General features: G+C 69.0%; 21 protein-coding genes. 7 read left to right on the plus strand and 14 right to left on the minus strand.

The annotated features are described in order from the left end of the window. Positions 1-32: 32 nt before the first annotated feature. Positions 33-2,075, plus strand: coding sequence for a prolyl oligopeptidase family serine peptidase (locus G6N19_RS06850; RefSeq protein WP_193466041.1), 2,043 nt, complete (start codon positions 33-35; stop codon positions 2,073-2,075). A 51-nt stretch (positions 2,076-2,126) separates the two neighbouring features. Here G6N19_RS06850 and G6N19_RS06855 read toward each other — a convergent pair whose 3' ends face one another. From G6N19_RS06855 to G6N19_RS06875, 5 genes are all read right to left on the minus strand, one after another. Further along, a complete protein-coding gene (locus G6N19_RS06855) occupies positions 2,127-2,762 on the minus strand; it encodes a flavodoxin family protein (protein WP_193466042.1) in 636 nt (211 codons plus the stop codon). A 45-nt stretch (positions 2,763-2,807) separates the two neighbouring features. Next, a complete protein-coding gene (locus G6N19_RS06860; protein ID WP_193466043.1) occupies positions 2,808-3,635 on the minus strand; it encodes a hypothetical protein in 828 nt (275 codons plus the stop codon). Then, positions 3,635-5,155: an aldehyde dehydrogenase family protein gene (locus G6N19_RS06865; protein WP_193466044.1), complete on the minus strand. Its 1,521-nt coding sequence runs from the start codon at positions 5,153-5,155 to the stop codon at positions 3,635-3,637. The genes G6N19_RS06860 and G6N19_RS06865 overlap by 1 nt, the downstream gene beginning before the upstream one ends. A gap of 70 nt (positions 5,156-5,225) precedes the next feature. Then, positions 5,226-5,735, minus strand: coding sequence for a mycothiol transferase (locus G6N19_RS06870; RefSeq protein WP_083036413.1), 510 nt, complete (start codon positions 5,733-5,735; stop codon positions 5,226-5,228). 67 nt (positions 5,736-5,802) lie between these two features. After that, on the minus strand, positions 5,803-6,975 hold the full coding sequence (locus G6N19_RS06875; protein ID WP_013827380.1) for an MSMEG_1130 family ribosome hibernation factor: 1,173 nt from the start codon (positions 6,973-6,975) through the stop codon (positions 5,803-5,805). Between the two features lie 149 nt (positions 6,976-7,124). Here G6N19_RS06875 and G6N19_RS06880 point away from each other — a divergent pair, with 149 nt between their 5' ends. After that, entirely contained in the window at positions 7,125-8,855 is a 1,731-nt protein-coding gene (locus G6N19_RS06880; RefSeq protein ID WP_013827379.1) for an N-acyl-D-amino-acid deacylase family protein, read from the plus strand. 82 nt (positions 8,856-8,937) lie between these two features. On the opposite strand, the gene G6N19_RS06885 is transcribed toward G6N19_RS06880, so the two are convergent. Together G6N19_RS06885 and G6N19_RS06890 are read right to left on the minus strand one after the other, a co-directional pair. Next, positions 8,938-9,810, minus strand: a complete 873-nt coding sequence (locus G6N19_RS06885) for a hypothetical protein (protein WP_193466045.1) — start codon at positions 9,808-9,810, stop codon at positions 8,938-8,940. Between the two features lie 150 nt (positions 9,811-9,960). Then, on the minus strand, positions 9,961-10,977 hold the full coding sequence (locus G6N19_RS06890) for an aldo/keto reductase family protein (protein WP_193466046.1): 1,017 nt from the start codon (positions 10,975-10,977) through the stop codon (positions 9,961-9,963). 18 nt (positions 10,978-10,995) lie between these two features. On the opposite strand from G6N19_RS06890, the gene G6N19_RS06895 reads away from it, so the two are divergent. Together G6N19_RS06895 and G6N19_RS06900 are read left to right on the plus strand one after the other, a co-directional pair. Next, on the plus strand, positions 10,996-11,376 hold the full coding sequence (locus G6N19_RS06895; protein ID WP_232062557.1) for a hypothetical protein: 381 nt from the start codon (positions 10,996-10,998) through the stop codon (positions 11,374-11,376). Between the two features lie 26 nt (positions 11,377-11,402). Then, on the plus strand, positions 11,403-11,804 hold the full coding sequence (locus tag G6N19_RS06900; protein WP_083036417.1) for a pyridoxamine 5'-phosphate oxidase family protein: 402 nt from the start codon (positions 11,403-11,405) through the stop codon (positions 11,802-11,804). Here G6N19_RS06900 and G6N19_RS06905 read toward each other — a convergent pair. The 3 genes from G6N19_RS06905 to G6N19_RS06915 all read right to left on the minus strand — a co-directional run bounded on the left by G6N19_RS06905 (position 11,785) and on the right by G6N19_RS06915 (position 15,660). After that, positions 11,785-13,122, minus strand: a complete 1,338-nt coding sequence (locus tag G6N19_RS06905) for a bifunctional adenosylcobinamide kinase/adenosylcobinamide-phosphate guanylyltransferase (RefSeq protein WP_193466323.1) — start codon at positions 13,120-13,122, stop codon at positions 11,785-11,787. The two genes, G6N19_RS06900 and G6N19_RS06905, sit on opposite strands and share 20 nt — an antisense overlap. A gap of 131 nt (positions 13,123-13,253) precedes the next feature. Next, entirely contained in the window at positions 13,254-14,879 is a 1,626-nt protein-coding gene (gene groL / locus G6N19_RS06910; protein ID WP_013827373.1) for a chaperonin GroEL, read from the minus strand. A 214-nt stretch (positions 14,880-15,093) separates the two neighbouring features. Then, complete coding sequence (locus G6N19_RS06915; RefSeq protein ID WP_013827371.1) at positions 15,094-15,660, minus strand: TetR/AcrR family transcriptional regulator; 567 nt, start codon at positions 15,658-15,660, stop codon at positions 15,094-15,096. Between the two features lie 102 nt (positions 15,661-15,762). On the opposite strand from G6N19_RS06915, the gene G6N19_RS06920 reads away from it, so the two are divergent. Further along, positions 15,763-16,671: an SDR family NAD(P)-dependent oxidoreductase gene (locus G6N19_RS06920; protein ID WP_083036419.1), complete on the plus strand. Its 909-nt coding sequence runs from the start codon at positions 15,763-15,765 to the stop codon at positions 16,669-16,671. A gap of 7 nt (positions 16,672-16,678) precedes the next feature. Here the strand turns inward: G6N19_RS06920 and G6N19_RS06925 are convergent, their stop codons facing one another. After that, positions 16,679-17,380: a M24 family metallopeptidase gene (locus G6N19_RS06925; RefSeq protein WP_193466048.1), complete on the minus strand. Its 702-nt coding sequence runs from the start codon at positions 17,378-17,380 to the stop codon at positions 16,679-16,681. Between the two features lie 110 nt (positions 17,381-17,490). Here G6N19_RS06925 and G6N19_RS06930 point away from each other — a divergent pair, with 110 nt between their 5' ends. Beyond that, complete coding sequence (locus G6N19_RS06930; RefSeq protein ID WP_041316875.1) at positions 17,491-19,176, plus strand: DEAD/DEAH box helicase; 1,686 nt, start codon at positions 17,491-17,493, stop codon at positions 19,174-19,176. Between the two features lie 91 nt (positions 19,177-19,267). On the opposite strand, the gene G6N19_RS06935 is transcribed toward G6N19_RS06930, so the two are convergent. From G6N19_RS06935 to G6N19_RS06945, 3 genes are all read right to left on the minus strand, one after another. Continuing rightward, on the minus strand, positions 19,268-19,738 hold the full coding sequence (locus tag G6N19_RS06935; RefSeq protein ID WP_193466049.1) for a hypothetical protein: 471 nt from the start codon (positions 19,736-19,738) through the stop codon (positions 19,268-19,270). A 71-nt stretch (positions 19,739-19,809) separates the two neighbouring features. Beyond that, on the minus strand, positions 19,810-21,252 hold the full coding sequence (locus tag G6N19_RS06940; protein ID WP_193466324.1) for a PH domain-containing protein: 1,443 nt from the start codon (positions 21,250-21,252) through the stop codon (positions 19,810-19,812). Between the two features lie 35 nt (positions 21,253-21,287). Then, positions 21,288-21,800: a PH domain-containing protein gene (locus G6N19_RS06945; protein ID WP_193374408.1), complete on the minus strand. Its 513-nt coding sequence runs from the start codon at positions 21,798-21,800 to the stop codon at positions 21,288-21,290. A gap of 118 nt (positions 21,801-21,918) precedes the next feature. Here G6N19_RS06945 and moeA point away from each other — a divergent pair, with 118 nt between their 5' ends. After that, positions 21,919-23,136, plus strand: a complete 1,218-nt coding sequence (gene moeA, locus G6N19_RS06950) for a molybdopterin molybdotransferase MoeA (RefSeq protein WP_193466050.1) — start codon at positions 21,919-21,921, stop codon at positions 23,134-23,136. Positions 23,137-23,154: the final 18 nt, after the last annotated feature.

Raw genomic sequence — 23,154 nt, forward strand, 5'->3', positions numbered from 1 at the left:
GTTGTGCACCTCACATTACCGCCGCAGTCACAATGGCGGTCATGGCTGAAGACCCGACGACCGACCCGTACCTGTGGCTCGAAGACGTCACCGGTGACGATGCGCTGGCCTGGGTGCGCGCCCACAACGCCCCGACCGTCGACGAGTTCGCAGGTGACGATTTCGAGGCGATGCGCACGGCGGCGTTGGAGGTGCTCGACACCGATGCCCGCATCCCGTACGTGCGGCGGCGCGGCGATCACCTCTACAACTTCTGGCGTGATGCCGCCAATCCGCGCGGACTGTGGCGGCGCACCACGCTCGACAGCTACCGCAGCGGCGCCCCGGAGTGGGACGTCATCATCGACGTCGACGAGTTGAGTCGAGTCGACGACCGGAACTGGGTGTGGGGCGGCGCCAACGTGATCGAACCCGAACTCACCCGGGCGCTGGTCTCGCTGTCCCCCGGCGGCTCGGATGCGGCGGTGGTGCGGGAATTCGACATGGCCGCCAGGGAATTCGTCCCCCCTGCTGCCGGCGGATTCCAGCTGCCCGAGGCCAAGTCGCGGATCGGCTGGGAGGACGAGGACACGGTGCTGGTGGGCACCGACTTCGGTCCGGATTCACTCACCGACTCCGGGTATCCGCGGATCGTCAAGCGGTGGCGCCGCGGACAGCCGCTCGCCGACGCCGAGACGCTGTTCGCCGGGGAAGCGACCGATGTGGTGGTGGGCGCCGGGCGCGATCGCACGCCGGGGTTCGAGCGGACCCTGGTCTCGCGGGCCGTCGACTTCTTCAATGACGAGGTCTACGAGCTACGCGGCGTCCCCGGCGGCCAAGAGCTGATCCGCATCGACGCACCCACCGACGCGTCAGTATCGGTGCATCGACAGTGGATCCTCATCGAGCTGCGCACCGACTGGGACACCGGTACCGCCTCGTATGCTGCGGGCTCGTTGCTGGCGGCCGACTACGACGAATTCTTGGCGGGCACAGCACAGTTGAGTGTGGTCTTCGAGCCCGACGCGCACACCGCGCTGCACCACTACGCCTGGACCCGTGACCGACTGGTGCTGGTCACGCTGCACGATGTGGCCAGCCGGGTGGAGGTGGTCAGCCCGGTTGATTGGCAGCGCCGCCCGGTCGCCGAGGTACCGGCCAACACCAACACGGTGATCGCGGCCGCCGACGACACCGGTGACGAGATCTTCTTGGACTCCAGCGGGTTCAACAGTCCGTCGCGGTTGCTGCACGGCCCGGTGGACGGGCCGCTGACCGAGATCAAGTCCGCTCCGGCCTTTTTCGATGCCGAGGGACTGGAGGTCAGTCAGCACTTCGCCACGTCCAAGGACGGTACCGCGATCCCGTATTTCGTGGTCCGCCCGCAGGACGCGACCGGCCCGACACTGCTGGGCGGCTACGGTGGTTTCGAGGTGGCCCGCACCCCCGGCTACGACGGGGTGCTGGGCCGGCTGTGGCTGGCCCGCGGCGGCACCTACGTGCTGGCCAACATCCGCGGCGGCGGCGAATACGGGCCGGGCTGGCACACCCAGGCGATGCGGGAGGGCCGGCACCTGGTGGCCGAGGACTTCGCCGCGGTGGCAGCCGATCTGGTGGGCCGCGGCATCACCACGGTGGCGCAGCTCGGCGCGGTCGGCGGCAGCAACGGCGGACTGCTGATGGGCATCATGCTCACCGCCTACCCGCAGCAGTTCGGGGCGCTGGTCTGCCAGGTGCCGCTGCTGGATATGCGCCGCTACCACCTGCTGCTGGCCGGCGCCTCCTGGATGGCTGAGTACGGCGACCCGGACAACCCCGACGACTGGGCGTTCATCGGCGAATACTCGCCGTACCAGAATATTTCGGCTTCGGCGGACTACCCCCCGGTGCTGATCACCACCTCCACCCGTGACGACCGGGTGCATCCCGGGCACGCCCGCAAGATGACCGCGGCGCTGGAGGAGCTCGGCAAGAAGGTCTGGTACTACGAGAACATCGAGGGCGGCCACGGCGGAGCGGCCGACAACGCGCAGGCGGCGTTCAAGTCGGCGCTGAGCTTCTCGTTCCTGTGGCGGATGCTGGGCGGGCGAGGCTGACGTCCCGAGACGGCGCGGCGATTCACAGCGCCACAACGGCCGTGTCAAACCTCAGTCCGGCCCGGCATACGGCGGGTACGGGCTTTGCCGCAGCACTTCGGCAAGGTGCGCCGCATTGCGCGCCGCTGCCGCGGTCGTGGTGGCCACCGCCTCCGGGGTTTGGTCCAACTCCAGGTAGTCCACGCCCTGCATGGCTTCGCCGTTCCAGTACGTGCAGCCCTGGGCGGGTATCGAGAACCCGATGTCGTTGAGCGCCTGGAACAGATCGGCGACGATCTTGTGTGCCCCGTCCTCGTTGCCGACGACGGCGGCCAGTGCCACCTTGCCGACCATCCTGGGCCGGCCGGCGTGGTCCTGATCGGAGAGCTCGGCGTCGAGTCGCTCCAGGACGCGTTGCGCGACGCTGGACATGTGGCCGACCCAGGTCGGCGTCGACATGACAAGAATGTTTGCCGACTTGATCTTCGCCAGCAGGGCCGGCCAGTCGTCGCCGTCCCCCATGTCGGCTTCCACGCCGGGCAGCAGCGACAGGTCGACGCAGCGAACCTTGTCGCATTCGACGCCCCCGGAACGCAGCTGCCCCAGCAACTGGTCCGCGATCAGGTCACTGCTTGACGGGGCGTCGCGGCCCTTGAGCGTGCAGATCAATGCGATTGCGCTCAGCGGCGGCGGTGCGGCCGAAGTCATGCCTGTCGGCGTACCCGCGGCGCAGGGAGGCCAAACGGCGCGGCCCTATCGGCGCAGCGCCCCCAGCAGCGCGACGGCCACCCCGACCAGCACCATGACCGCTCCGGCCGCCAGGGTCACATTGAGCCACTGGTGCAGGCTGGCTTCGGCCACATCGGCCACCGCGTCGGCGATGCGGCGGATGTCACCAGTCGCCTGGTTGAGTACCTGGTTCAGGTAGCGCCGCGCCACCTCGATCCCCGACCAGCCCGCCGCGCCCACCAGCAGCCCCGAAACGCCCAGGCTCGCCAACGCCCTGCCACGATGCCGCGCCGCGGCGATCGTCAAGGCCGCACACAACCCGGTCAGCGCCACCAGCACCAAACTCAGCGACGGCCCCCACACCGCGAATCGGTGTAATCCGCCGGGCCGCGTCACCTCGGTGGACGTCGGCGTCAGCGGGACGGTCATCGACGCCGGCAGTGCGACGTTGTAGTCGCCCAACAGCTGCGCAAACGCCTTGTCCCGCAACATCGGCACCACGTCGATCTCCCACGGGCCGGTGTCGTCGCCACTGAGCAGCCAATCATGCCCATCGCGGTTGAGCTTCACGAACTGTGCCGGAAACGACGGGCCGGCGGTGTATTCGGCGGCGGCCTCCCGCACCGGGGCGGGGTTGATGGGGAAGCCTTGCGCACGGATCAGTCGAACCGCCTGGGAGCTGAGCTCGGCGGCGACCGCATCCTGCAGGGCCGGCTGGGCCGCGGCCCGCTGCGCCAGCCGCGCGTAGCCGTCGGCGTCGACGAGGTTGCACTGCGCCCAGGCCGTCGGCAGCGTCACCGCCAATGTCACCGTGGCCAGCAACCAGAACAGCGCGGCCGTCAGGAAGCGCACTATTTGGCCGTGCGGCGCGGACGCGCCAGCGCCATCCGGGTCATCAGGGCGTTCATCCGGGCCAGCGCCTTGAGCGAGTTGTGGTAGTAGTTCCCACCCGCACCGACGCTGGTGCGCGGCGACACGACCGCCTCCTGCCGGCAGAACTTGCGGATCCCGTCGAGACCGCCGAACCGCGCACCGATACCCGAGGTCTTCCAGCCGCCCATCGGCGCCGTCGTGCACATCAGGTTGGCGATCACGTCGTTGATGTTCACCGCCCCGCAATCCAGCTGGATCGCAATGTCTTTGGCCCGTGCCACGTCACCGGAGAACACCGAGGCGCTCAGCCCGTAGGGGCTGTCGTTGGAAAGCCGGATGGCCTCCTCGACGCTGCCGACCTTCATGATCGGCAGCGTCGGGCCGAATGTCTCCTCGGTCATGCAGGCCATCGAGTGGTCGACGTCGACCAAGACGGTGGGCGGGTAGAAACTGCCCGATCCGCCTGGGCGTTCACCGCCGGTCAGCGCGCGTGCTCCGGCGGCCAGCGCCTCTTTGACATGCCGTTCGGTGACCGCCAATTGCTGATCGTTGATCAGCGCCCCGAAGTGGGTGCCCTCGCCGGCGCCCATCTGCAGCGCCTGCACGTCGCGGACGACCGCTGCGACGAACTTGTCGTAGACGGGTTCGAGCACGTACACCCGCTCGACCGAAACGCAGGTCTGTCCCGCGTTGAACATCGCGCCCCACACCGCGGCGTGTGCGGCCAGGTCGATGTCGGCGTCTTCGCACACGATCATCGGGTCTTTGCCACCCAGCTCGAGGCTGAACGGCACCAGGCGCTGCGCGGCCCGCTCGGCCACCTTGCGCCCGGTGGCCGTCGAACCGGTGAACTGCACGTAGTCGGAGTTGTCGATGACCGCTTCGGCCACTTCGCGCGCGCCCTGGACCACCGCGAACACGTCGGGGCCACCGGCCTGCTGCCAGCCCTCGCGCAGCAGTTCGGCGGTGAGCGGGGTCTGCTCGGACGGCTTGAGCAGCACCGCGCAACCAGCCGCCAGCGCACCGATCGCATCCATCAACGCGTTGGCGACCGGGTAGTTCCACGGTGCGATCACCCCGACGACCGGGCGCGGCCGGTAGTGCACCGCGATCTTCTTGATCGCCATCAGCGGCAGCGCTGCCGGCCGGGACTCCGGGGCCATCGCCTTGTCCACGACCTTGATGACGTAGGACAGGATCATGATCAGCAGCGGTACCTCTTGTGCGGCGTCGGTGCTGGACTTGCCGGTCTCGGCGATCAGCATCTTCTCGATCTCGTCCCGGTGCTCGCCGAGCCACACCGCGTAGCGGGCCAGGACTTTGGCCCGGCCCTTGGCGCCGCGTCCCTCCCATTCGCGCTGGGCGGTACGCAGTCCGGCGGCGATCACTTCGACGTCGGACGGATCGGTCCAGCGGACCTCACCGGCAGCCTCCCCGGTGGCGGGGTTGCGCACGGTGTCGGTGCCGGACAGGGCGGGGGCGGGCGTGGTGGCGGTCATGCCGCCATGCTAGTCGCGGCTGTGATCCGGGTCGCACCCGCCTCGACAGGTGTCAAGTCCAGCCCGGTGCTTACCCTTTCAAGCCCCGCAGGTACGCCGCCTGCCCCAGGTGCTGGGCGCAGTCATCGAGGACGCTGACCAGCCGCACCCCGGCGGTCACCGGCGGGTCCCAGTGCGTATCGACGACCCGGGCCAGCTCGTCGGCGGTGACGCCGTCGACGTAGCGCAGGGTCAGCTCATGCACCGCGCGGTAGTAGCCCGCCAGCAGCTGCGCCGGGGCGTGGACCTTGGCGACGTCGGCCGCACTGTGGCCGTACCCGCTGTCGTCGCGCGGCAGATCGAGTCCGAACCGGTCCACCCAACCGTCCCGGGTCCACACCTGTTCGACGCCGGCGACCTGAGCGACCTGGATGTCCTGCACCCGGGCGCTGTGCCAGAGCAGCCAGGCGATGCTGTTGGCCTCCGGAGTCGGCCGGTAGGTGGCCACCGCATCGGTGAGATCTTCGGTGACTTCATCGGCGTGTTCGACCAGCCGCGTGAACGCGTCGCGGAGCAGACCCTGTAACGCGGCATCGGTCATGGGAGCCTCCGCGATGACGTCGGGCTCATCGTCGACTCCTTCCCGGCATTGCCAGGCCTTCCGGGCATCACCAGCGCAGCAGCGCCGCAATACCCGCAGCATCGCGCAGCCGTCCGTCGGCCGCCCCTTCGATGGGGCTGATCCGGGCCCCGGTCTGCAATGCCCGCTCGACCAGGCGCTCGGTCAACCGGGGCTCCGGTTCTCCCGGGCGCCCGTCCGGGCCGACCTCCTCGCCACCGTAGAGGGAGCCATTGGCGCCCACCATGCCGGTGTAACGGACATCCGGGTCATATATCAGGTGTGCGACCCGACCGGCGTTCAGTGCCGCGGCCACCTCCGAGAGTCCCAGCGCCACGGCGTGTCCGGCCCCGGCGCCCTCGCCGACACTGTCCAGCAGTTGTCGTTCCCGCTCGGCGTGCTGCTCATGGGCCCAGTCGGTCACGGCGGCCTGCAGCGCAGCATCATCGAGCCCACCGAGGACTCGGGAATCGACGAATATCCGGTCGCGCAACGCTTGCGGAAACTTCGCGACGGTCGGCTCACTCCAGCGGTCCCCACCGCTGACCAGGATTCGCTCCCAGCCGCGCTCAGCGGCCAGCCCGGCCGCCACCGTCGTCACCTGATCCAGGAAACGGTGTGCCCGATCCTGCTCGCGCGATTGCCGCTGTTCTCGCATCGGCGTGTTGAACTGCCCTTGCGGGCCGCCACCGAGGTGCCCGGCACGCTCGTGCGCCGCCTGGATGTATTGCTGCTCGATTCGGCTCAGCGGCTGAAGCGACCCGACGCGCCACTCGAGCAGTCGAGCCTCCTCGGCGGAAACCAGGACCACACCCGCCGGCCGGCCCTCATCGATCACCTCGAGCAGCGGGTGGATGAACGGGCGATCGTCCAATACCACTCGACTGGCGACCGGCAACGCGCTCTGCAGTCGCAGAACCCAGTCACCTTCCAGGCCGGCGAACAGGATTCGGCTTCGGCCGGCGGCCGCCGGGTCGGCCAGCTCGGCTACTCGCGGCCAGATTCGTTCCAACGCCGCGCCGGTCTCGCCGCTGTCATCGGTCTCCGCGGCAATCCGGCGCTGCAATTCCCGGAAACGGTTCTTCAGGTCGATGTTGGCGGCTTGCAGGTTCGGGTCCCCACTCGGATCGGCGTTCAGGCTCACGGACAGCACGCCGAGTTTGTCGGTCCGTTGGGACAGCTCCCGGACACCATCCGAGTCGAGACGCTCCATGGCGACCATCGGTTTGCCCCTCCAATCCCTTGCAGGCCTCAGGGTTGCTCCAACCACTCACTATAGCCACGACCCGAGACTGCAGGGCCGAGCCGTTTTGGCGATCGATCACGGAAATGCCCTGGCATGAGGTACCGATACGGTCGTAGATTGTGTAGATGACGCACGTCGCTGAGCTCGTCATCCGCAACGGCATGATCGTCGACGGGCTGGGCGGCCAGACGTACGTCGGTGACGTTGCGGTCCGCGATGGTCTCATCGTCGAGGTCGGCACGGTCAGCGGCGACGCCGAGCACGTGATCGATGCGGCAGGGCTGCTGGTGACACCGGGTTTCGTCGACCTGCACACCCACTATGACGGGCAGTCGATCTGGTCGGATCGGCTCAATCCGTCGTCGTCACACGGCGTGACGACGGCGCTGATGGGTAACTGCGGGGTGGGTTTCGCGCCGTGCCGCATCGCCGACCACGAGGTGCTGGTCGACTTGATGGCCGGTGTCGAGGACATCCCCGGCGTGGTGATGACCGACGGTCTGCCGTGGACGTGGGAGACCTTCCCGCAGTTCATGGATACCGTCGATTCGCAGCAGCGGGACATCGATGTGGCGGCGTTTCTGCCACATTCGCCGCTGCGGGTCTACGTGATGGGACAGCGCGGCGTCGACCGCGAACCGGCCACACCGGCGGATCTGGCGCGGATGCGCGAACTCGCGCAAGAGGCCGCCGAGGCCGGAGCGCTGGGATTCTCGTCGTCGCGGCTGGTCACCCATCGCACCCGGACCGGCTCCCAGATCCCCAGTTACGGCGCCGCTTACGACGAGATCCTGGAGATCGGCCGCGGCATCGCCGACGGCGGCGGCGGCCTGATCCAGTTCGTCCCCGACCTGCCCGATGGCGCGTATCAGCCGGTGCTGCAGCAGGTTTTCGACGCGGCCACCGATGCAGGTCTGCCGGTCACCTTCACACTGTTGATCGGCAACGCCGGTGAACCGGTGTGGCAGGACGCCCTCACCATGGTGGAGAAGGCCAACGGTTCCGGCGCCGCGATCACCGCCCAGGTCTTCCCCCGGCCGATCGGACTCATGGTCGGACTCGACCTGAGCATCAACCCGTTCGTGCTGTACCCCAGCTACCGGGAGATCGCCGGTCTACCGTTGGCGGAGCGGGTCGCCGAGATGCGCAAACCAGATGTCCGGCAGCGGATTCTGGCGGATCGGGCCAGCATCGCACCGACCAACCCGATCGCCTACCTCGCCCAGTCGTGGGAGTGGACGTATCCGCTCGGCGATGACGCCGATTACGAACCGGATCCATCGAAGAGCATCGCGGCACGGGCGCGCGCCCGTGGCGTCTCCCCGCTCGAGGAGGCCTACGACCGGTTGCTCGACGACGATGGGCACGCGATCCTGCTGGACGCGCTGGCGAACTTTCGGGACAACTCGCTGGACACCGTGGGCACCCTGATGCATCGCGAGGACGTGGTGTTGGGTCTGGGCGACGGTGGCGCCCACTACGGAATGATCTGCGACTCAAGCTTTCCCACCTATGTATTAACCCATTGGGCACGTGATCGCGGGTCCGGTCGGTTGAGCGTTCCCGAGGCGGTCCGCGAGCTGACGTCGACGCCGGCCCGCGTCGCCGGTCTCGGGGACCGGGGGCGGATCGCAGTGGGCTACAAGGCGGACCTCAACGTGATCGATCACCAGAACCTACGGCTGCACAAGCCGGTCATCACCTACGACCTGCCCGCCGGCGGACGTCGGCTCGACCAGACCGCCGACGGCTATGTGGCGACGATCGTCGCCGGTGAGATCATCGCCGAGCACGGCAAGCCCACCGCGGCCCGGCCCGGCAAGCTGGTGCGCGGCCGTCAGCCGGCGCCGGCCTGAGCTCCGCCGCCGCCTCGCCCCTTCCGGCCCACCGTGCGGTTTTATACGCAAAACGCCGCATGCTGCGTATAACATCGCACGCTCACCACGTTTTCGGGCAGCCACGATCGATCAATGCCGCTCCCACCCGGTCCAGGAAGAGCCGCGGCCGATTGTGCAGCGTCGCGGCGGCCAGCCTGAAGTCGATCCAACCGCGTTCGGCGATCAGGACGGACCGCTCGGCGTCCCATGCACGCTGCCCGGGATCGGTCCAGTGGTGCGCGCCCTCGAAATCGACCCCGACCAGGTAGTCCGGCCAACCCATGTCGATGCGTGCGAACACTCTGCCGTAGTCGTCGTAGACCGGTATCTGAGTCTGCGGTGTTGGGAATCCCGCTTGTACCAGGGCGAGCCGAGCCCGTGACTCGTACAGGGACTCGGCGCCGGCGTCGACGAACCGCAGGGTGTCAGTCAACTGCTGCAGTCCGCGTACGCCCCGGTGTCCTGCTATGACGGCCTGAATGTCGACCACCTTGACATCGGTGGCGTGCATCAATGCATCGATACGCTGCACGCCCTGCGTGAGCGGAAGCCGTCGGCCGATATCGAATGCGGTGCGCGCGGCCGTGGTCAGCGGCACTCCGTCGAGTTCGTGCGTCTCACCGGGCAGCAGCAGGTCGGAGTGCACCCGGATCAGCTCCGGTGGGCGCCGGTTCGTGTGGACCAGCTCGGCCGGCGCGTCCGGCTCAATCCACTTGGCGCCCAACAGCGCAGCCGCAGACAAACCGGCGATGACGCCTCGGCGGCGCGACCACAGCCACGCCGCCATCGCACGTTGCTTCGGGGACAGGTCGGCATCCCGCGGAATCCACACCCCCGGGTAGATGGCCTCATGAAAGCGGCGGAGTTCACGGAAGGTGAGAGCGCCGGACTCAAGGACCTCCGCCGCCCGAAACGGCCACTGCGGAGTCTGCATGACCGGAGGATGGCAGGAATCGCCGTCATTGGCCGACGGCCATCCACAGGTGGTCGGTGTTGCACCGCCCGAATGTGCGTCTTGATACGCCGACCACGGCGTGTTGCGTATAAAACCGCACGGTGGGCGGGAAGGGGTGAGGCGGTCGAACTACAGCAGTCGATTCGGCGGGGTGGACTTGGCCACCAGCGCCGGGTCGGTGGTCACCGCGTCGCCCAGCACCCCGTCGACGCGGGACAGCAGCTCGGCGGGAATCCGCACCCCGGACGCCTTGACGTTCTCGGTCACCTGCTCCGGGCGCGACGCCCCGACCAGCGCCGCGGCGACATTGTCGTTCTGCAGCACCCAGGCGATCGCCAACTGCGCCGTCGTCAGGTCCAGTTCCTCGGCGATCGGACGCAACTGCTGTACCCGGGTCAGCACGTCGTCGGTCATGAAACGTTTGACGAAGTTCGCCCCGCCCTTCTCGTCGGTGGCGCGTGAACCGGCTGGCGGGGGCTGACCGGGCTGGTACTTGCCCGACAACACGCCCTGGGCCATCGGCGACCAGACGATCTGGCTCAGGCCCAACTCCCGACAGACCGGGACCACCTCGGGCTCGATGATCCGCCACAGCATGGAGTACTGCGGCTGGCTGGAGATCAGTGAGATCCCGAGCTGGCGGGCCAGCCCGTGGGCTTGGCGGATCTGGTCGGGTGCCCACTCACTGACCCCGATGTAGAGCGCCTTGCCCGCCCGCACGATGTCGGCGAACGCCTGCATGGTCTCCTCCAGCGGGGTGAAGGAGTCATAACGGTGCGCCTGGTACAGGTCGACGTAGTCGGTGCCCAGCCGGCGCAGCGAGGAGTCGATGGCCTCCATCATGTGCTTGCGCGACAGGCCGGTGTCGTTCTTGCCCAACGGGGCCGGGCCGACCGGCCAGTAGACCTTGGTAAAGATCTCCAGCGATTCACGGCGCTGCCCTTTCAGCGCTGCGCCGAGCACCTCCTCGGCGGCGCCGTTGGCGTAGACGTCCGCGGTGTCGAAGGTGGTGATACCGCAGTCCAGCGCGGCGTGCACGCATGCGGTGGCGACGTCGTTCTCGACCTGCGAGCCGTGGGTGAGCCAGTTGCCGTAGGTGATCTCGGAGATCTGTAGGCCGGAGTTGCCCAGGTAGCGGAATTCCATAGGGCTATCTTGGACTTCGTGGCCAAAACTGTCGACCTCGCCCGGCTCGGCGCGTTGCTACCCGGCTACGGCTTCGCCTTCCTGGTGACCGTCGGCGACGACTACCGGGTGCGCACCACCGCGATCACCCCGACCTTCGACGGCGCCAGGCTGAATGTCGGTCCGGTCGGCGCACACGGCCGGGAGAACATGTCGGCCCGCGCCGGCGTCACCCTGGTCTGGCCCGCACGTGAAGTGACCGAGTACTCCCTGGTCGTCGACGGCTACGCTGAGCTGCCCGACGACCCGGCCGGCCCGGTGCTGGTGGCACCGACCAAGGCACTGCTGCATAGGCCGGTGTTCGAGGACGGCCGGGCGGTCGGCACCGTGCATGACTGCGTGCAGCTCAAGGCGGATTGACAGCCGACTGGACTAGCCTGGTCCACATGGCTTCCAACGTGGATTTCAACCGGCTCGCCGAGAAGCTGCTGGGCTACGACTACGCCTACCTGATCACCGTCGACGCGGAGAACCGCCCGCACCCGGTACCGGTGATGCCGACGCTTGACGGGAAGATTGTGCGCATCGGCGCGCTCGGTGGCCGGCGCAGTCGGGCGAACCTGGCGCGTAGCAGCGAGGTGACGGTGATGTGGCCGCCGCCGGTCCCGGGTGGCTACACCGTGATCGTCGACGGCACCGCCGAGGTCTCCGATGCCGGTGAGCTGGCCGCCGTGGCGATCTCTGCTACGCGCGCGGTGCTGATTCGGGTCGCCACCCCGGAGTCGCCGGGTGAAACCCCTTGCTACAGCGACTGTGTGGACTTGAAGCTCACTGCGCAGGAAGCCTGAGCGGCCGGCCTGCCACCATCAGCACCACGTCGTCGGATTCGGCGGCGATCCGCGCGTTGAGCACCCCCAGCAGGTCGCGGAACAACCGCCCCGAGGCGGTGGCCGGCACCACCCCGCTGCCGACCTCGTTGCTGACCGCCACAGCCCGCGCCGGACAGGCCCGCCAAGCCGCCAGCAGCTCGTCGATGTCGCCGTGCACACCGTCCAGCGCACCGCCGTCCCAGACCCCGTGCAGATCCATCCGCGCGGTCAGCCAGGTGCCCAAACAGTCTAGTAATAAAGGGTTTTCGGCGGTACGCAGCTGCTCGGCGGCGTCGCTGCCCTCGATGGTGCGCCACGAAGCCGGACGCCGTGCCCGGTGCAGCCGTACCCGCTCGGCCCACTCGGGATCACCCTCTCGCACCCCCCCGGTAGCCAGGTAGGTCACCGCCGGCTCGGCGGCCAACAGTGCCTCGGCGTGCGCGGACTTGCCGGATCGCGCCCCGCCCAACACCAGGCTGCGCGTCGCGGTACCGGCTGCAGCCACTTGCACCACCTCACCGTCGCGTCCCGGTCGAGCGCCCGAATTCGACAGTACCCCGGTCAGTTCCGGCTCGATCGGATTGTGGTGGCTCAGGTGCACGGCGACGACGTCGGTGGTGTCGACAACGGCGCCCGAGCTTCGCATCGCGGCCACGGTTGCCGCGAACGCGGGCAAGTCATGATGCTCGGTGCCGTGGCCGGTGTAGTTGCCGAACGTCTCCTCCAGGAATACCGCATCGAAGTCGGCACCGGCGATCGCGGCCTGCGTCTCGGCCGGAAGCGGACCGGTGTCGGTGGCCCAGAAGATCCGGCCGCCAACGGTTTCCAGGTCGTAGAGCACCGCATCACCGCCGATGTCGGCCCCGTGCACCGCGGCAAGGACCCGCACCCGATACGCACCCAAACGCACGTCGTCGCCGGGCACCACCTCGATGAAGCGGACCGGGTCGTCGGGGGCCACCCAGTTCCTGCACTGGTCGATAGCGCTGCGCGGGCCGACCACGTCCAGCGGCTCGCTCGCCGCGCTCCAGTGCCGCATCAACAGCGCCATCGTCCCGACGTGATCCCAGTGGCCGTGGGTGAACAGGATGTGCTTGACGCCGGCCAGCGTTCGGCCGTGGCGCATCGCCGACCGCGGTGCCTCGGGCCCGCAGTCCAGCAGCAGGATGTCGTCGACCAGTGCGGCGGTCTGCCCACGGATCTGCCCGGCGTCGGCGGCCCACCGGCAGGAGGCGCAGCGGCAGAACGGGTTCGGCCAGCCGTCGGCGCTGCCGGTGCCCAGCAGCAGGATCTCCACGGCACCCATCCTCGTTGACTCTGCGTCCAGGGCGCACCCCACTCGCACTTTCCCGCCCTACGCGCAGAGTCAACGTAAACGACGAAGGCCCGGTCTGCCGAAGCAGACCGGGCCTTGTCGTGCAACCAGACTTAGAAGTCCATGCCGCCCATGCCACCGGTCGGGTCGCCCGCCGGAGCGGCCGCCTTCTCCGGCTTGTCGGCGACAACGGCCTCGGTGGTCAGGAACAGCGCCGCAATCGAGGCTGCGTTCTGCAGCGCCGAACGGGTCACCTTCACCGGGTCGGCAACGCCGGCCTTCAGCAGGTCCTCGTACTCACCGGTGGCGGCGTTGAGACCGGTACCGGCGGGCGAGTTGCGCACCTTCTCGGCCACCACGCCCGGCTCCAGGCCGGCGTTGAAGGCGATCTGCTTGAGCGGAGCCTCCAGCGCCACCTTGACGATGTTCGCGCCGGTCGCCTCGTCACCGGCGAGCTTCAGCTCGTCCAGCGACGGTGCCACCTGCAGCAGGGTCACGCCACCACCGGCGACGATGCCCTCCTCCACGGCGGCCTTGGCGTTGCGCACCGCGTCCTCGATGCGGTGCTTGCGCTCCTTGAGCTCCACCTCGGTGGCAGCCCCGGCCTTGATCACCGCGACACCGCCGGCCAGCTTGGCCAGCCGCTCCTGCAGCTTCTCCCGGTCGTAGTCGGAGTCGCTGTTCTCGATCTCGGCGCGGATCTGCGACACCCGGCCGGCGATGGCGTCGGAGTCACCGGCGCCCTCGACGATCGTGGTCTCGTCCTTGGTCACCACGACCTTGCGGGCCTTGCCCAGCAGCGCGATGTCGGCGGTCTCCAGCGACAGCCCGACCTCTTCGCTGATGACCTGGCCACCGGTGAGGATCGCCATGTCCTGCAGCATCGCCTTGCGGCGGTCACCGAAGCCCGGGGCCTTGACGGCCACCGACTTGAAGGTGCCGCGGATCTTGTTGACCACCAGGGTCGAAAGCGCCTCGCCCTCGACATCCTCGGCGATGATCAGCAGCGGCTTGCCGCCCTGAATGACCTTCTCCAGCAGCGGGAGCAGGTCCTTGACGGTCGACACCTTGGAGCTGACCAGCAGGATGTAGGGGTCCTCCAGGACGGCTTCCTGGCGGTCGGCGTCGGTGACGAAGTAGCCCGAGATGTAGCCCTTGTCGAAGCGCATGCCCTCGGTGAGCTCCAGGCTCAGGCCGAAGGTCTGGGCCTCCTCGACGGTGATGACGCCCTCGTTGCCGACCTTGTCCATCGCCTCGGCGATCAGGTCACCGATGGACTGGTCGCCCGCGGAGATCCCGGCGGTGGCCGCGATCTGCTCCTTGGTTTCGACCTCCTTGGCGTCCTTCAGCAGGGTCTCGGAGACCTTCTCGACGGCCTTCTCGATGCCGCGCTTCAGGGCCAGCGGGTTGGCACCGGCGGCCACGTTGCGCAGGCCTTCCTTGACCAGCGCCTGGGCCAGCACAGTGGCGGTGGTGGTGCCGTCACCGGCGACGTCGTCGGTCTTCTTGGCGACCTCTTTGACCAGCTCGGCGCCGATCTTCTCGTAGGGGTCCTCCAGCTCGATCTCCTTGGCGATGGACACACCATCGTTGGTGATCGTGGGGGCGCCCCACTTCTTCTCCAGGACGACGTTGCGGCCCTTGGGGCCCAGCGTCACCTTGACCGCGTCGGCGAGGGCGTTCAGGCCCCGCTCGAGGCCCCGACGGGCCTCTTCGTCATACGCAATTTGCTTAGCCATTGCGAAGTGATTCCTCCGGTTAGGGGGTGCACGTCTTGTCGGTCGGGTCAGTGCCCGCGACGGACGGCTGTGGGTGTGCTCCGCAGGTGCGGCCCCGTACCTCACCGTCCCGACCTAGCACTCGCCGGTCGCGAGTGCCAACGTCATTCTTAGCACTCGCCCCTTGAGAGTGCAAGGAGCCCGGGGGGGCCTGACAACCGGCCGCGGCGGCCGCCTATCGCGGCGCGCGTAGACCGTCCATGACAACGTCGGTGACGCGCTCGGCCATTGCGGAGCTGTAGGACTGCATGGCCTGGCATCCGACCAGGATCGCCTTCACCTCGCGCACACCGAGGTCTTGTCGCACCGTGCCCGCCAGCTGTCCCGCACGCAACAACGCCCCGAGCACCGCCAGGAAGGCTTCCTCCGACTCGGGCGCGGCCTGTCCGATGTCGATGCCCACGCCGGCCAGCGCCTCGGCCAGTCCCCGATCAGCCGCGCCCCACTGCAGCACGATCGAGCGCAGAAAAGTGAAGATCGCCATGCCGGGATCATCGGATTCCAGCAGGGCCTGCCCTTCGTCGACGACGTGCTGCATCCGGTCGTTGACGACCGCCCGAAACAGCTCGTCCTTGGTCGGGAAGTGCCGGTAGACGGTCCCGGGCCCGACCCCGGCGCGGCGGGCGATCTCATCGACCGGCACCGACAGCCCTTCAGCCGCAAAGGTCTCATAGGCGACCTCCAGCACACGAGCGCGGTTGCGGGCCGCGTCGGCTCGCAACGGGCGGGCAGGTTGAGCCACCTGAGATCCTCATCGGTTGACAAAGCGGGGCGTCCGCTCCGTATAGTTGCAACCAACCGGAGCGTCCGCCCCGTTTACCTTACCGCAGCTCAGGAGGGCCTCGTGGCCAAGTGGACAACCGCCGACATCCCTGACCAGGCCGGTCGCGTCGCCGTCGTCACCGGGGCCAACACCGGTCTCGGCTTCGAGACCGCCGCCGGCCTGGCAGCGCGGGGCGCTCACGTGGTTCTGGCGGTGCGCAACCTCGACAAGGGCAGGGACGCCGAGACCCTCATCCGGCAGCGCAGCCCCGGTGCCAGCGTTGCGTTGCAGGAACTCGACCTCGGCTCGTTGGATTCCATCCGCGCCGCCGCCGAGCAGTTGCGGTCCGGCCACGACCGCATCGATCTGCTGATCAACAACGCCGGGGTGATGTACCCGCCCAAGTCGACGACCAAGGACGGCTTCGAGCTGCAGTTCGGCACCAACCACCTGGGCCATTTCGCCTTCACCGGCTTGCTGCTGGACCGGCTGCTGCCGGTCGCCGGTTCCCGGGTGGTAACCGTCAGCAGCCTCGGGCACCGGCTGCGCGCCGACATCCACTTCGATGACCTGCAGTGGGAACGCCGTTACAACCGGGTCGAAGCCTACGGGCAGTCCAAGCTCGCCAACCTGCTGTTCACCTATGAACTGCAGCGACGGCTCGCCCCACGTGCGACGACGATCGCGCTGGCCGCGCACCCCGGCGGCTCCAACACCGAGCTGATGCGGCACCTGCCACGCTGGGCCGCGGTCGCCTATCCGCTGATCAAACCGATGTTTCAAGGCGCAGACATGGGCGCTCTCCCGACGCTGCGCGCGGCCACCGACCCGCAGGCGCTCGGTGGGCAGTACTTCGGTCCGGACGGCCTCACCCAGGGGCGCGGTCACCCCAAGGTGGTGGCGTCGAGCCGCAAATCTCACGATGTCGAGCTGCAGCGCCGGCTCTGGGCCGTTTCCGAAGAGCTGACCGGGGTGGTCTATCCGGTCTGACCCGGACTCACCGCACGTCCAGCAGTTCCTCGTAGAAGCCGCCGAATCCGCGGTCCGGGTTCACCAGGTGCACCTCAAGGATCCAGTGACACACCCGGCCGGTGTGGTCGGTACGTCGCATCGGCTCATCGGATCCGGGCGTGATGTAGAACCGGGTGTCGTCACCGGAGATCTTCTTGTGCGGGAACTCTCCCACCAGATGCCCGGCGATCGGGGCGCCGAACTCGAAGCCGCGCTCCCGGGCCAGTCCGACGACATGCTCATAGAGCTGCGCCCCGGTGATGTCGCTCTGGTGGTCGAAGAACGCCCGCCCGGCCTGCCACACCCCGGGCAGGGCGTCGCGCAGTGCGTGCTTGTCCGGGTCGTCGCCGAGCACGTAGGTGCGACCGAAGTCGGCTTCCCACTCCTGAAAGATCGGACCCAGGTCGAGGTAGGCGATGTCATCGTCGGTCATGACGCGGTCCGGCGGGTCGGCGTGGAACGGCTGCAGGGTGTTCTCCCCGGCGCGCACCACCCGCTTATGCCAGTGCCGCGTTACCCCGAACATGTCGGCGGCCAGATCCCGGATCTCATCGGAGAGTTGCCGCTCACCGACGCCGGCGCGCACCAGATTGCGGCGCGCGATTTCGTCGAACAGCGCGGCGGCTTTCGTCTGCGCGTCGAGCAGACGCTCAACGCGGACGGATTCCGGCTCGCCCGGGGCGGACACGTCCGCGATGCTATCGGCTTGGCTCAGATCCAAGGGCGACCCGCTGCACCCGGCGCAGGCGCCGCGCTTGCGATCGCCCTAGACTGCATCTCGATCAGATAGGAGACCGGGTGCGGGCTGACGCAGCGCCCAGCACCCGGGCTTTACGGGGCTGGCAACGCCGGGCTCTGGTGCGCTACCTGACCGCCAAGCCACGCGATTTTCTGATGGTGGCCACCCCCGGCGCCGGCAAGACGACGTTCGCGCTGCGGATCGTCGCCGAGCTGCTGGCCGACCGCACCGTCGAGCGCATCACGATCGTGGTGCCCACCGATCACCTCAAGGTGCAGTGGGCGACCGCCGCCGCCGAGCACGGCATCGCGCTGGATCCCCGATTCAGCAACTCCGACGCACAGACCAGCTCCGAATACCACGGCGTCGTCGTCACCTACGCCCAGGTCGCCAGCCACCCCACCCGGCACCGGGTTCGCACCGAGGCCGCGAAAACCCTGGTGATCTTCGATGAGATCCACCACGGCGGCGACGCCAAGAGCTGGGGCGACGGCATCCGCGAGGCGTTCTCCGACGCCACCCGCCGGCTGGCGCTGACCGGCACCCCGTTCCGCAGCGACGACAGCCCCATCCCGTTCGTCAACTACGAGCCCGACGGCAGCGGCCACCTGCGATCGGTGGCCGACGACAGCTACGGCTACCCCGAGGCGCTCGCCGACGGCGTGGTGCGCCCGGTGGTGTTCATGGCCTACTCGGGCGAGGCCCGCTGGCGCGACAGCGCCGGGGAGGAATACACCGCCCGGCTCGGCGAACCGCTGACCGCCGAACACACCGCCCGGGCGTGGCGCACCGCGCTGGACCCGAATGGGGAGTGGATGCCGGCGGTGATCGCGGCGGCCGACACCCGGCTGCGGCAGAAGCGCCAGCACGTGCCCGACGCCGGCGGCATGATCATCGCCTCGGACCAGAAGGCGGCGCGCGCCTACGCCGCGCTGGTGACCAGGCTGACCGGCGAGGCGCCCACGGTGGTGCTCTCCGACGACGCGGGCGCCTCGGACAAGATCGCCCAGTTCGCCACGGCCACCAGTCGCTGGCTGGTGGCGGTGCGGATGGTCTCCGAGGGTGTCGACGTGCCACGGCTGGCCGTCGGCGTGTACGCCACCAGCGCATCCACCCCGCTGTTCTTCGCGCAGGCGATCGGCCGGTTCGTTCGCTCGCGGCGCCCGGGAGAGACCGCCAGCATCTTCTTGCCGTCGGTGCCGTCGCTGCTGCAGCTGGCCAGTGAGCTGGAGGCACAGCGCAATCACGTGCTGGGGAAGCCGCACCGGGAGTCCGAACGCGACGAGTTCGCCGAGGCGCAGCGTCGGCGCGACGAACCGTCCGAGCTGGAGAACACCTTCGAATCGCTCGGCGCCGACGCCGAGCTGGATCAAGTGATCTTCGACGGCGCCTCGTTCGGCACCGCCACTCCCGCGGGCAGCGAGGAAGAGGCCGACTACCTGGGCATCCCCGGGCTGCTGGACGCCGACCAGATGCGAGACCTGTTACGGCGCAGGCAAGAAGAGCAGCTGGACCGGCGCAGCAAGGTGGCCGGCGGGGTTGCTCCGGTGCCGGTGACCACCCATGGACAGCTGCGGGCGCTGCGGCACGAGCTCAACGCGCTGGTGTCGGCGGCGCATCATCGGCTGGGCAAGCCGCACGGCTGGATCCACAACGAGTTGCGCCGGATCTGCGGCGGCCCGCCGGTGGCGGCGGCGACGTCGGATCAGCTGCGGGCGCGCATCGAGGCCGTGCGGCAGTTGTAGTCCCCCTGCGCGGCCAGACGCGAAAGCCCCCATTTCCGGTGTGAAATGGGGGCCTTCGCGACTGCTCGCCGGAGAAAATGCAACCCGCGGGTCAGGGCTGACCGTCGGTGCCGGCGGTGCCCCACCACTCGCCAGCGTGGCCACCGTCACCACCATCGCCGAAGAACAGTCCACCGGTCTGCCCGTCCGGATCGGCCTCGGTGCCATCGAGACCGTTGCAGATTATCCCGCAAAAACCCTCGGTGAACGGCGCGAACATCTGGTTGATCACGCCATTGACCTGCTCACCGAAATCTGAATTGATCCAGGCCTGCAAACTGCCGTGCAACGGCATGTAGAAGTGGGTGTCCCACAGCTGCGCCAGGTCCGCGGCATCGCCCGACCCCGGCACCTCCCAATCCGAGGTGAACAAGTGGTCGAAGTGATCCGACAGGTTGCCCCACGCACTCAGATCAAACAGATCGGCAAGCAAGTCATCGAAGTCCGCACTCGCGGCAGGCGCGGCTGCCAACGGCGCCGTCCCGAAGGCCAAAAAAGCCCCGACGGACGCGGCGGCACCCATCGCGCGATCCCGCCGACGCGCGCCTACCCGACCGGTCCGCTCGTCACGCCGCCGACCGGCCGGAACTCGGGCTATCGCGCCCATTTGCTGTGCGCCACCCAGGGCGAGGCGGTAGCGGCCACCGACCACGCCAACGCCTCCGGCACGTCGATCACCCGATAGGCCTTGACCCCGGCGGCAGTGGCCGCGATCAGGGTGGCCACCCCGGCGCGACGCTGAAACCAGCTCTGCCGCACCGTCCAGCCGATGATGCCGGCGGCGGCGATGCAGTAGCGGCGCTGCTCCCAGCTGCCGGTGCGGGCCGACAGCCATTGCGGGTCGACCCGATGCCCCAGTGCGCGGGCCCGATCGGCGGCCAGCAGCGCCGCGCCCAGCGTCAGTGCCGCCCACGCCGTCCAGTACCACATCGGAACACCGTCGATCGCCGCCACGACCAACGCAGCGCCGGCAACCAGCGGCAGCAGCATCGCGCGCGTCCAGCGCCGGCGGACCGCCGCCGGGCCGTGCCTGCGCAGCGGCCCGGTGACCACCACCGGGTCGGCGACCAGCCCGGTCAGCACCTGTTCAGCGGTCGCCCGCGGGCAGGGCGGCAGCAGGATGGAGGATTCGCCCGCACCGGTGACACCGGTCATCGCCGCGTCCAGCCGGGCGCCCCCGAACAGCCGCACCAGCAGGGGCCGCCGCAACGTGCCGCCGCGCAGCCGGCGCATGTCGTAGCTGTGGTGTCGCACCCGCAGCAATCCGTGGCTCAACTCCAACACATCGCCGGCCGCCCCGGAACTGCGGGACAACACCAGGTTTCCGTAGGTCAGCGCCGAGCGCAGCACCGCCAGCAGGATCGCCGCCAGCAGCACCAGACCGGCGATCGCCGCGGCCGTCTGTTGCGCCCCGAATCGCTCGGCGGCCGCCAGCCAGGCCCGGTGCAGTGCCGAATCCCGCAGTGCCTCCCCGGCGCCGCTCTGATACAGCGCGCCCACCGCGGCGCCGATTGTCACCAGCCCGGAAAGACTCAACGCGCTGTAACGCAGCCACGACGGGCGCCACCGGGCCAACACCGTGGTACGGGCGGCGACCGCCCCGGCATCGGTTCGAGCCGGCTGACCGGTGTGCGCCAGCAGGATTCGACGCAGCTGCGGCACCTGGTTGCTCTCGACTGCGTCCAGCTCGAACATGGTGTCCCCGGCGGCCTGCTGGCCGGTACTGACCCGAAGTACCGTCAACCCGAGCATCCGGTGCAGCAGTCGAGCATCGGTCTCCACTGAGCGAATCCTGTTGCGCGGCACCGAAAGTACCTTCCGGCGCAACAACCCGGAGCGCAGCTGGACCCGGCCGGCTTCGGAGTCGGGCTCGATTCGGTAGGTGGTGGTGAACCAGCGTGTCACCCCGACCACCGCGATCACCCCCACCACGGCGAGCACCCAGACGGAGTTGTCGGTCGCCGAGCCGAACACCACCACCGCGATCAGCAGCGGTAACTCGCGCAGCGCTTCGTGCAGCGGATGCACCAGCAGCATCCGCGGGCTCAGCCGCTGCCAGGCCGGCGCGGGACTCACGTGGCGTCCCCGGCGCCCAGCGCGGCGATATCGGTCAGCTGCGCCACCACGCGGTCGGCGACGGGGGCATCGAGCGCCACGATGTGCACCGCCCCGGCCGACGACGCGGTGGTGACGCGGACGTTGGCCAACCCGAGCAGCCGGTCGAGCGGCCCACGGTAGGTGTCGACGGTCTGGATCCGGGAGATCGGCGCGATCCGGCGTTCCTGCACCAGCCAGCCGGTGCGGGTGTAGACCGCTTGATCGCTGATGTCCCACCGGTGTACGCGATAGCGCCACAGCGGTGCCACGCCCGCCGACACCAGCAGCCCCAGCACCGTGACCGCCCAGGCGGCGGCGTGCAACCAGGCCAGCCGCTCGTCGGCGACCGCCCACCCCAGTTGCAGCACTGCCAGCACCAGCCAGGGCACCGCGCCGACCAGCGCCCACACCAACGGCGCGCGGGAGCTGGGCGGGTTGGCGGGGTCGACCAGGGTGATCACCGCGGATGCGTTTGCGTTGGGCGCCATGCAACAGAGAATGACCCAGCGCCGCGGCGCTGTCACCTTCGCGGGCAGAACAGCGGCTGTCGGCGGTCTCCCAGGAACTGACAGGAATCACCGTCGCGGTCTGAGTCAGACTGTCGTCATGCGATCTGTCGAGGAGCACCAGCGGGCCGTCGCCGAGCTGATCCATCCGCGTCCGCCGGTCACCGTTGCGCTCCCCGACGCCGAGGGGCTGGTGCTGGCCGCAGACGTGACCGCGCCGATCTCATTGCCGGTCTTCGACAACTCCGGCATGGACGGCTACGCGGTACGTGCCGACGACGTGGCCGCGGCGACAGCCGACAACCCGGTGCGGCTGCCCGTGGCCGAAGACATTCCGGCCGGCCGCACCGACGTGCCCACGCTGGAACCCGGTACCGCGCATCGCATCATGACCGGTGCGCCCGTTCCGTTCGGGGCCGACGGGGTGGTTCCCGTCGAGGCCACCGACGGCGCAGTGGACGTGGTGGCGATCCGTGCCGCGATCGCCCGGGGGCGCCACATCCGCCGTGCCGGCGGCGACGTCGCGCAGGGCGCCACCGTGCTGTGGGCCGGGCAGGTCGTCACTCCGCCGGCGGTGGGTTTGGCCGCGGCACTGGGCCTGGCTGAGTTGACGGTGCGGCCCCGCCAACGAGTGCTCGTGATCTCCACCGGTAGCGAACTGATCAGACCGGGCATTCCGCTGGAGCCCGGACAGATCTACGAGTCCAACGGGGTGATGCTGGCCGCCGCGGTGCGCGAGTCCGGGGCCGAGGTGGTGGCCGCGGTCACCGTCGCCGACGACACCGCCGAATTCACCGCGGTGCTCGACCGTTACGGCGTGGCCGACGGCGCGGTGGATCTGATCATCACCAGCGGCGGGGTCAGCGCAGGCGCCTACGAGGTGGTCAAGGACGTCTTCGGCCGCGACGGCGACCAGGGCGTGGATTTCGTCAAGGTCGCGATGCAGCCGGGCATGCCCCAGGGGATCGGCCGCGTCGGCGAGGCGGCCATCGTCACGCTGCCCGGCAACCCGGTCAGCGCGCAGGTGTCCTTCGAGGTGTTCGTCCGCCCCGTCTTGCGTCGCGCGATGGACCTGCCCGCCCCGGACCGGCCGCGCCGCACCGCCGTCCTCAGCGAGAAGCTGACCTCACCGGCGGGCCGGCGGCAGTTCCGGCGCGGCCTGCTCGACCACGAAACCGGGACGGTCACCAACTACGGTCCGCCGGCCTCACACCATCTGCGTTATCTGGCGTCGGCGAACTGCCTGCTCGACATCGCCGACGAGGTGACCGAACTGGCGGTGGGGACCCCGGTGGAGGTCTGGGACCTGACCGGGTGAGCCCGGCGATTCAGCCGC

Origin of the sequence: Mycobacterium novum, assembly GCF_010726505.1 — a bacterium.
In the GTDB taxonomy this organism is placed as follows: Bacteria; Actinomycetota; Actinomycetes; order Mycobacteriales; family Mycobacteriaceae; genus Mycobacterium; species Mycobacterium algericum.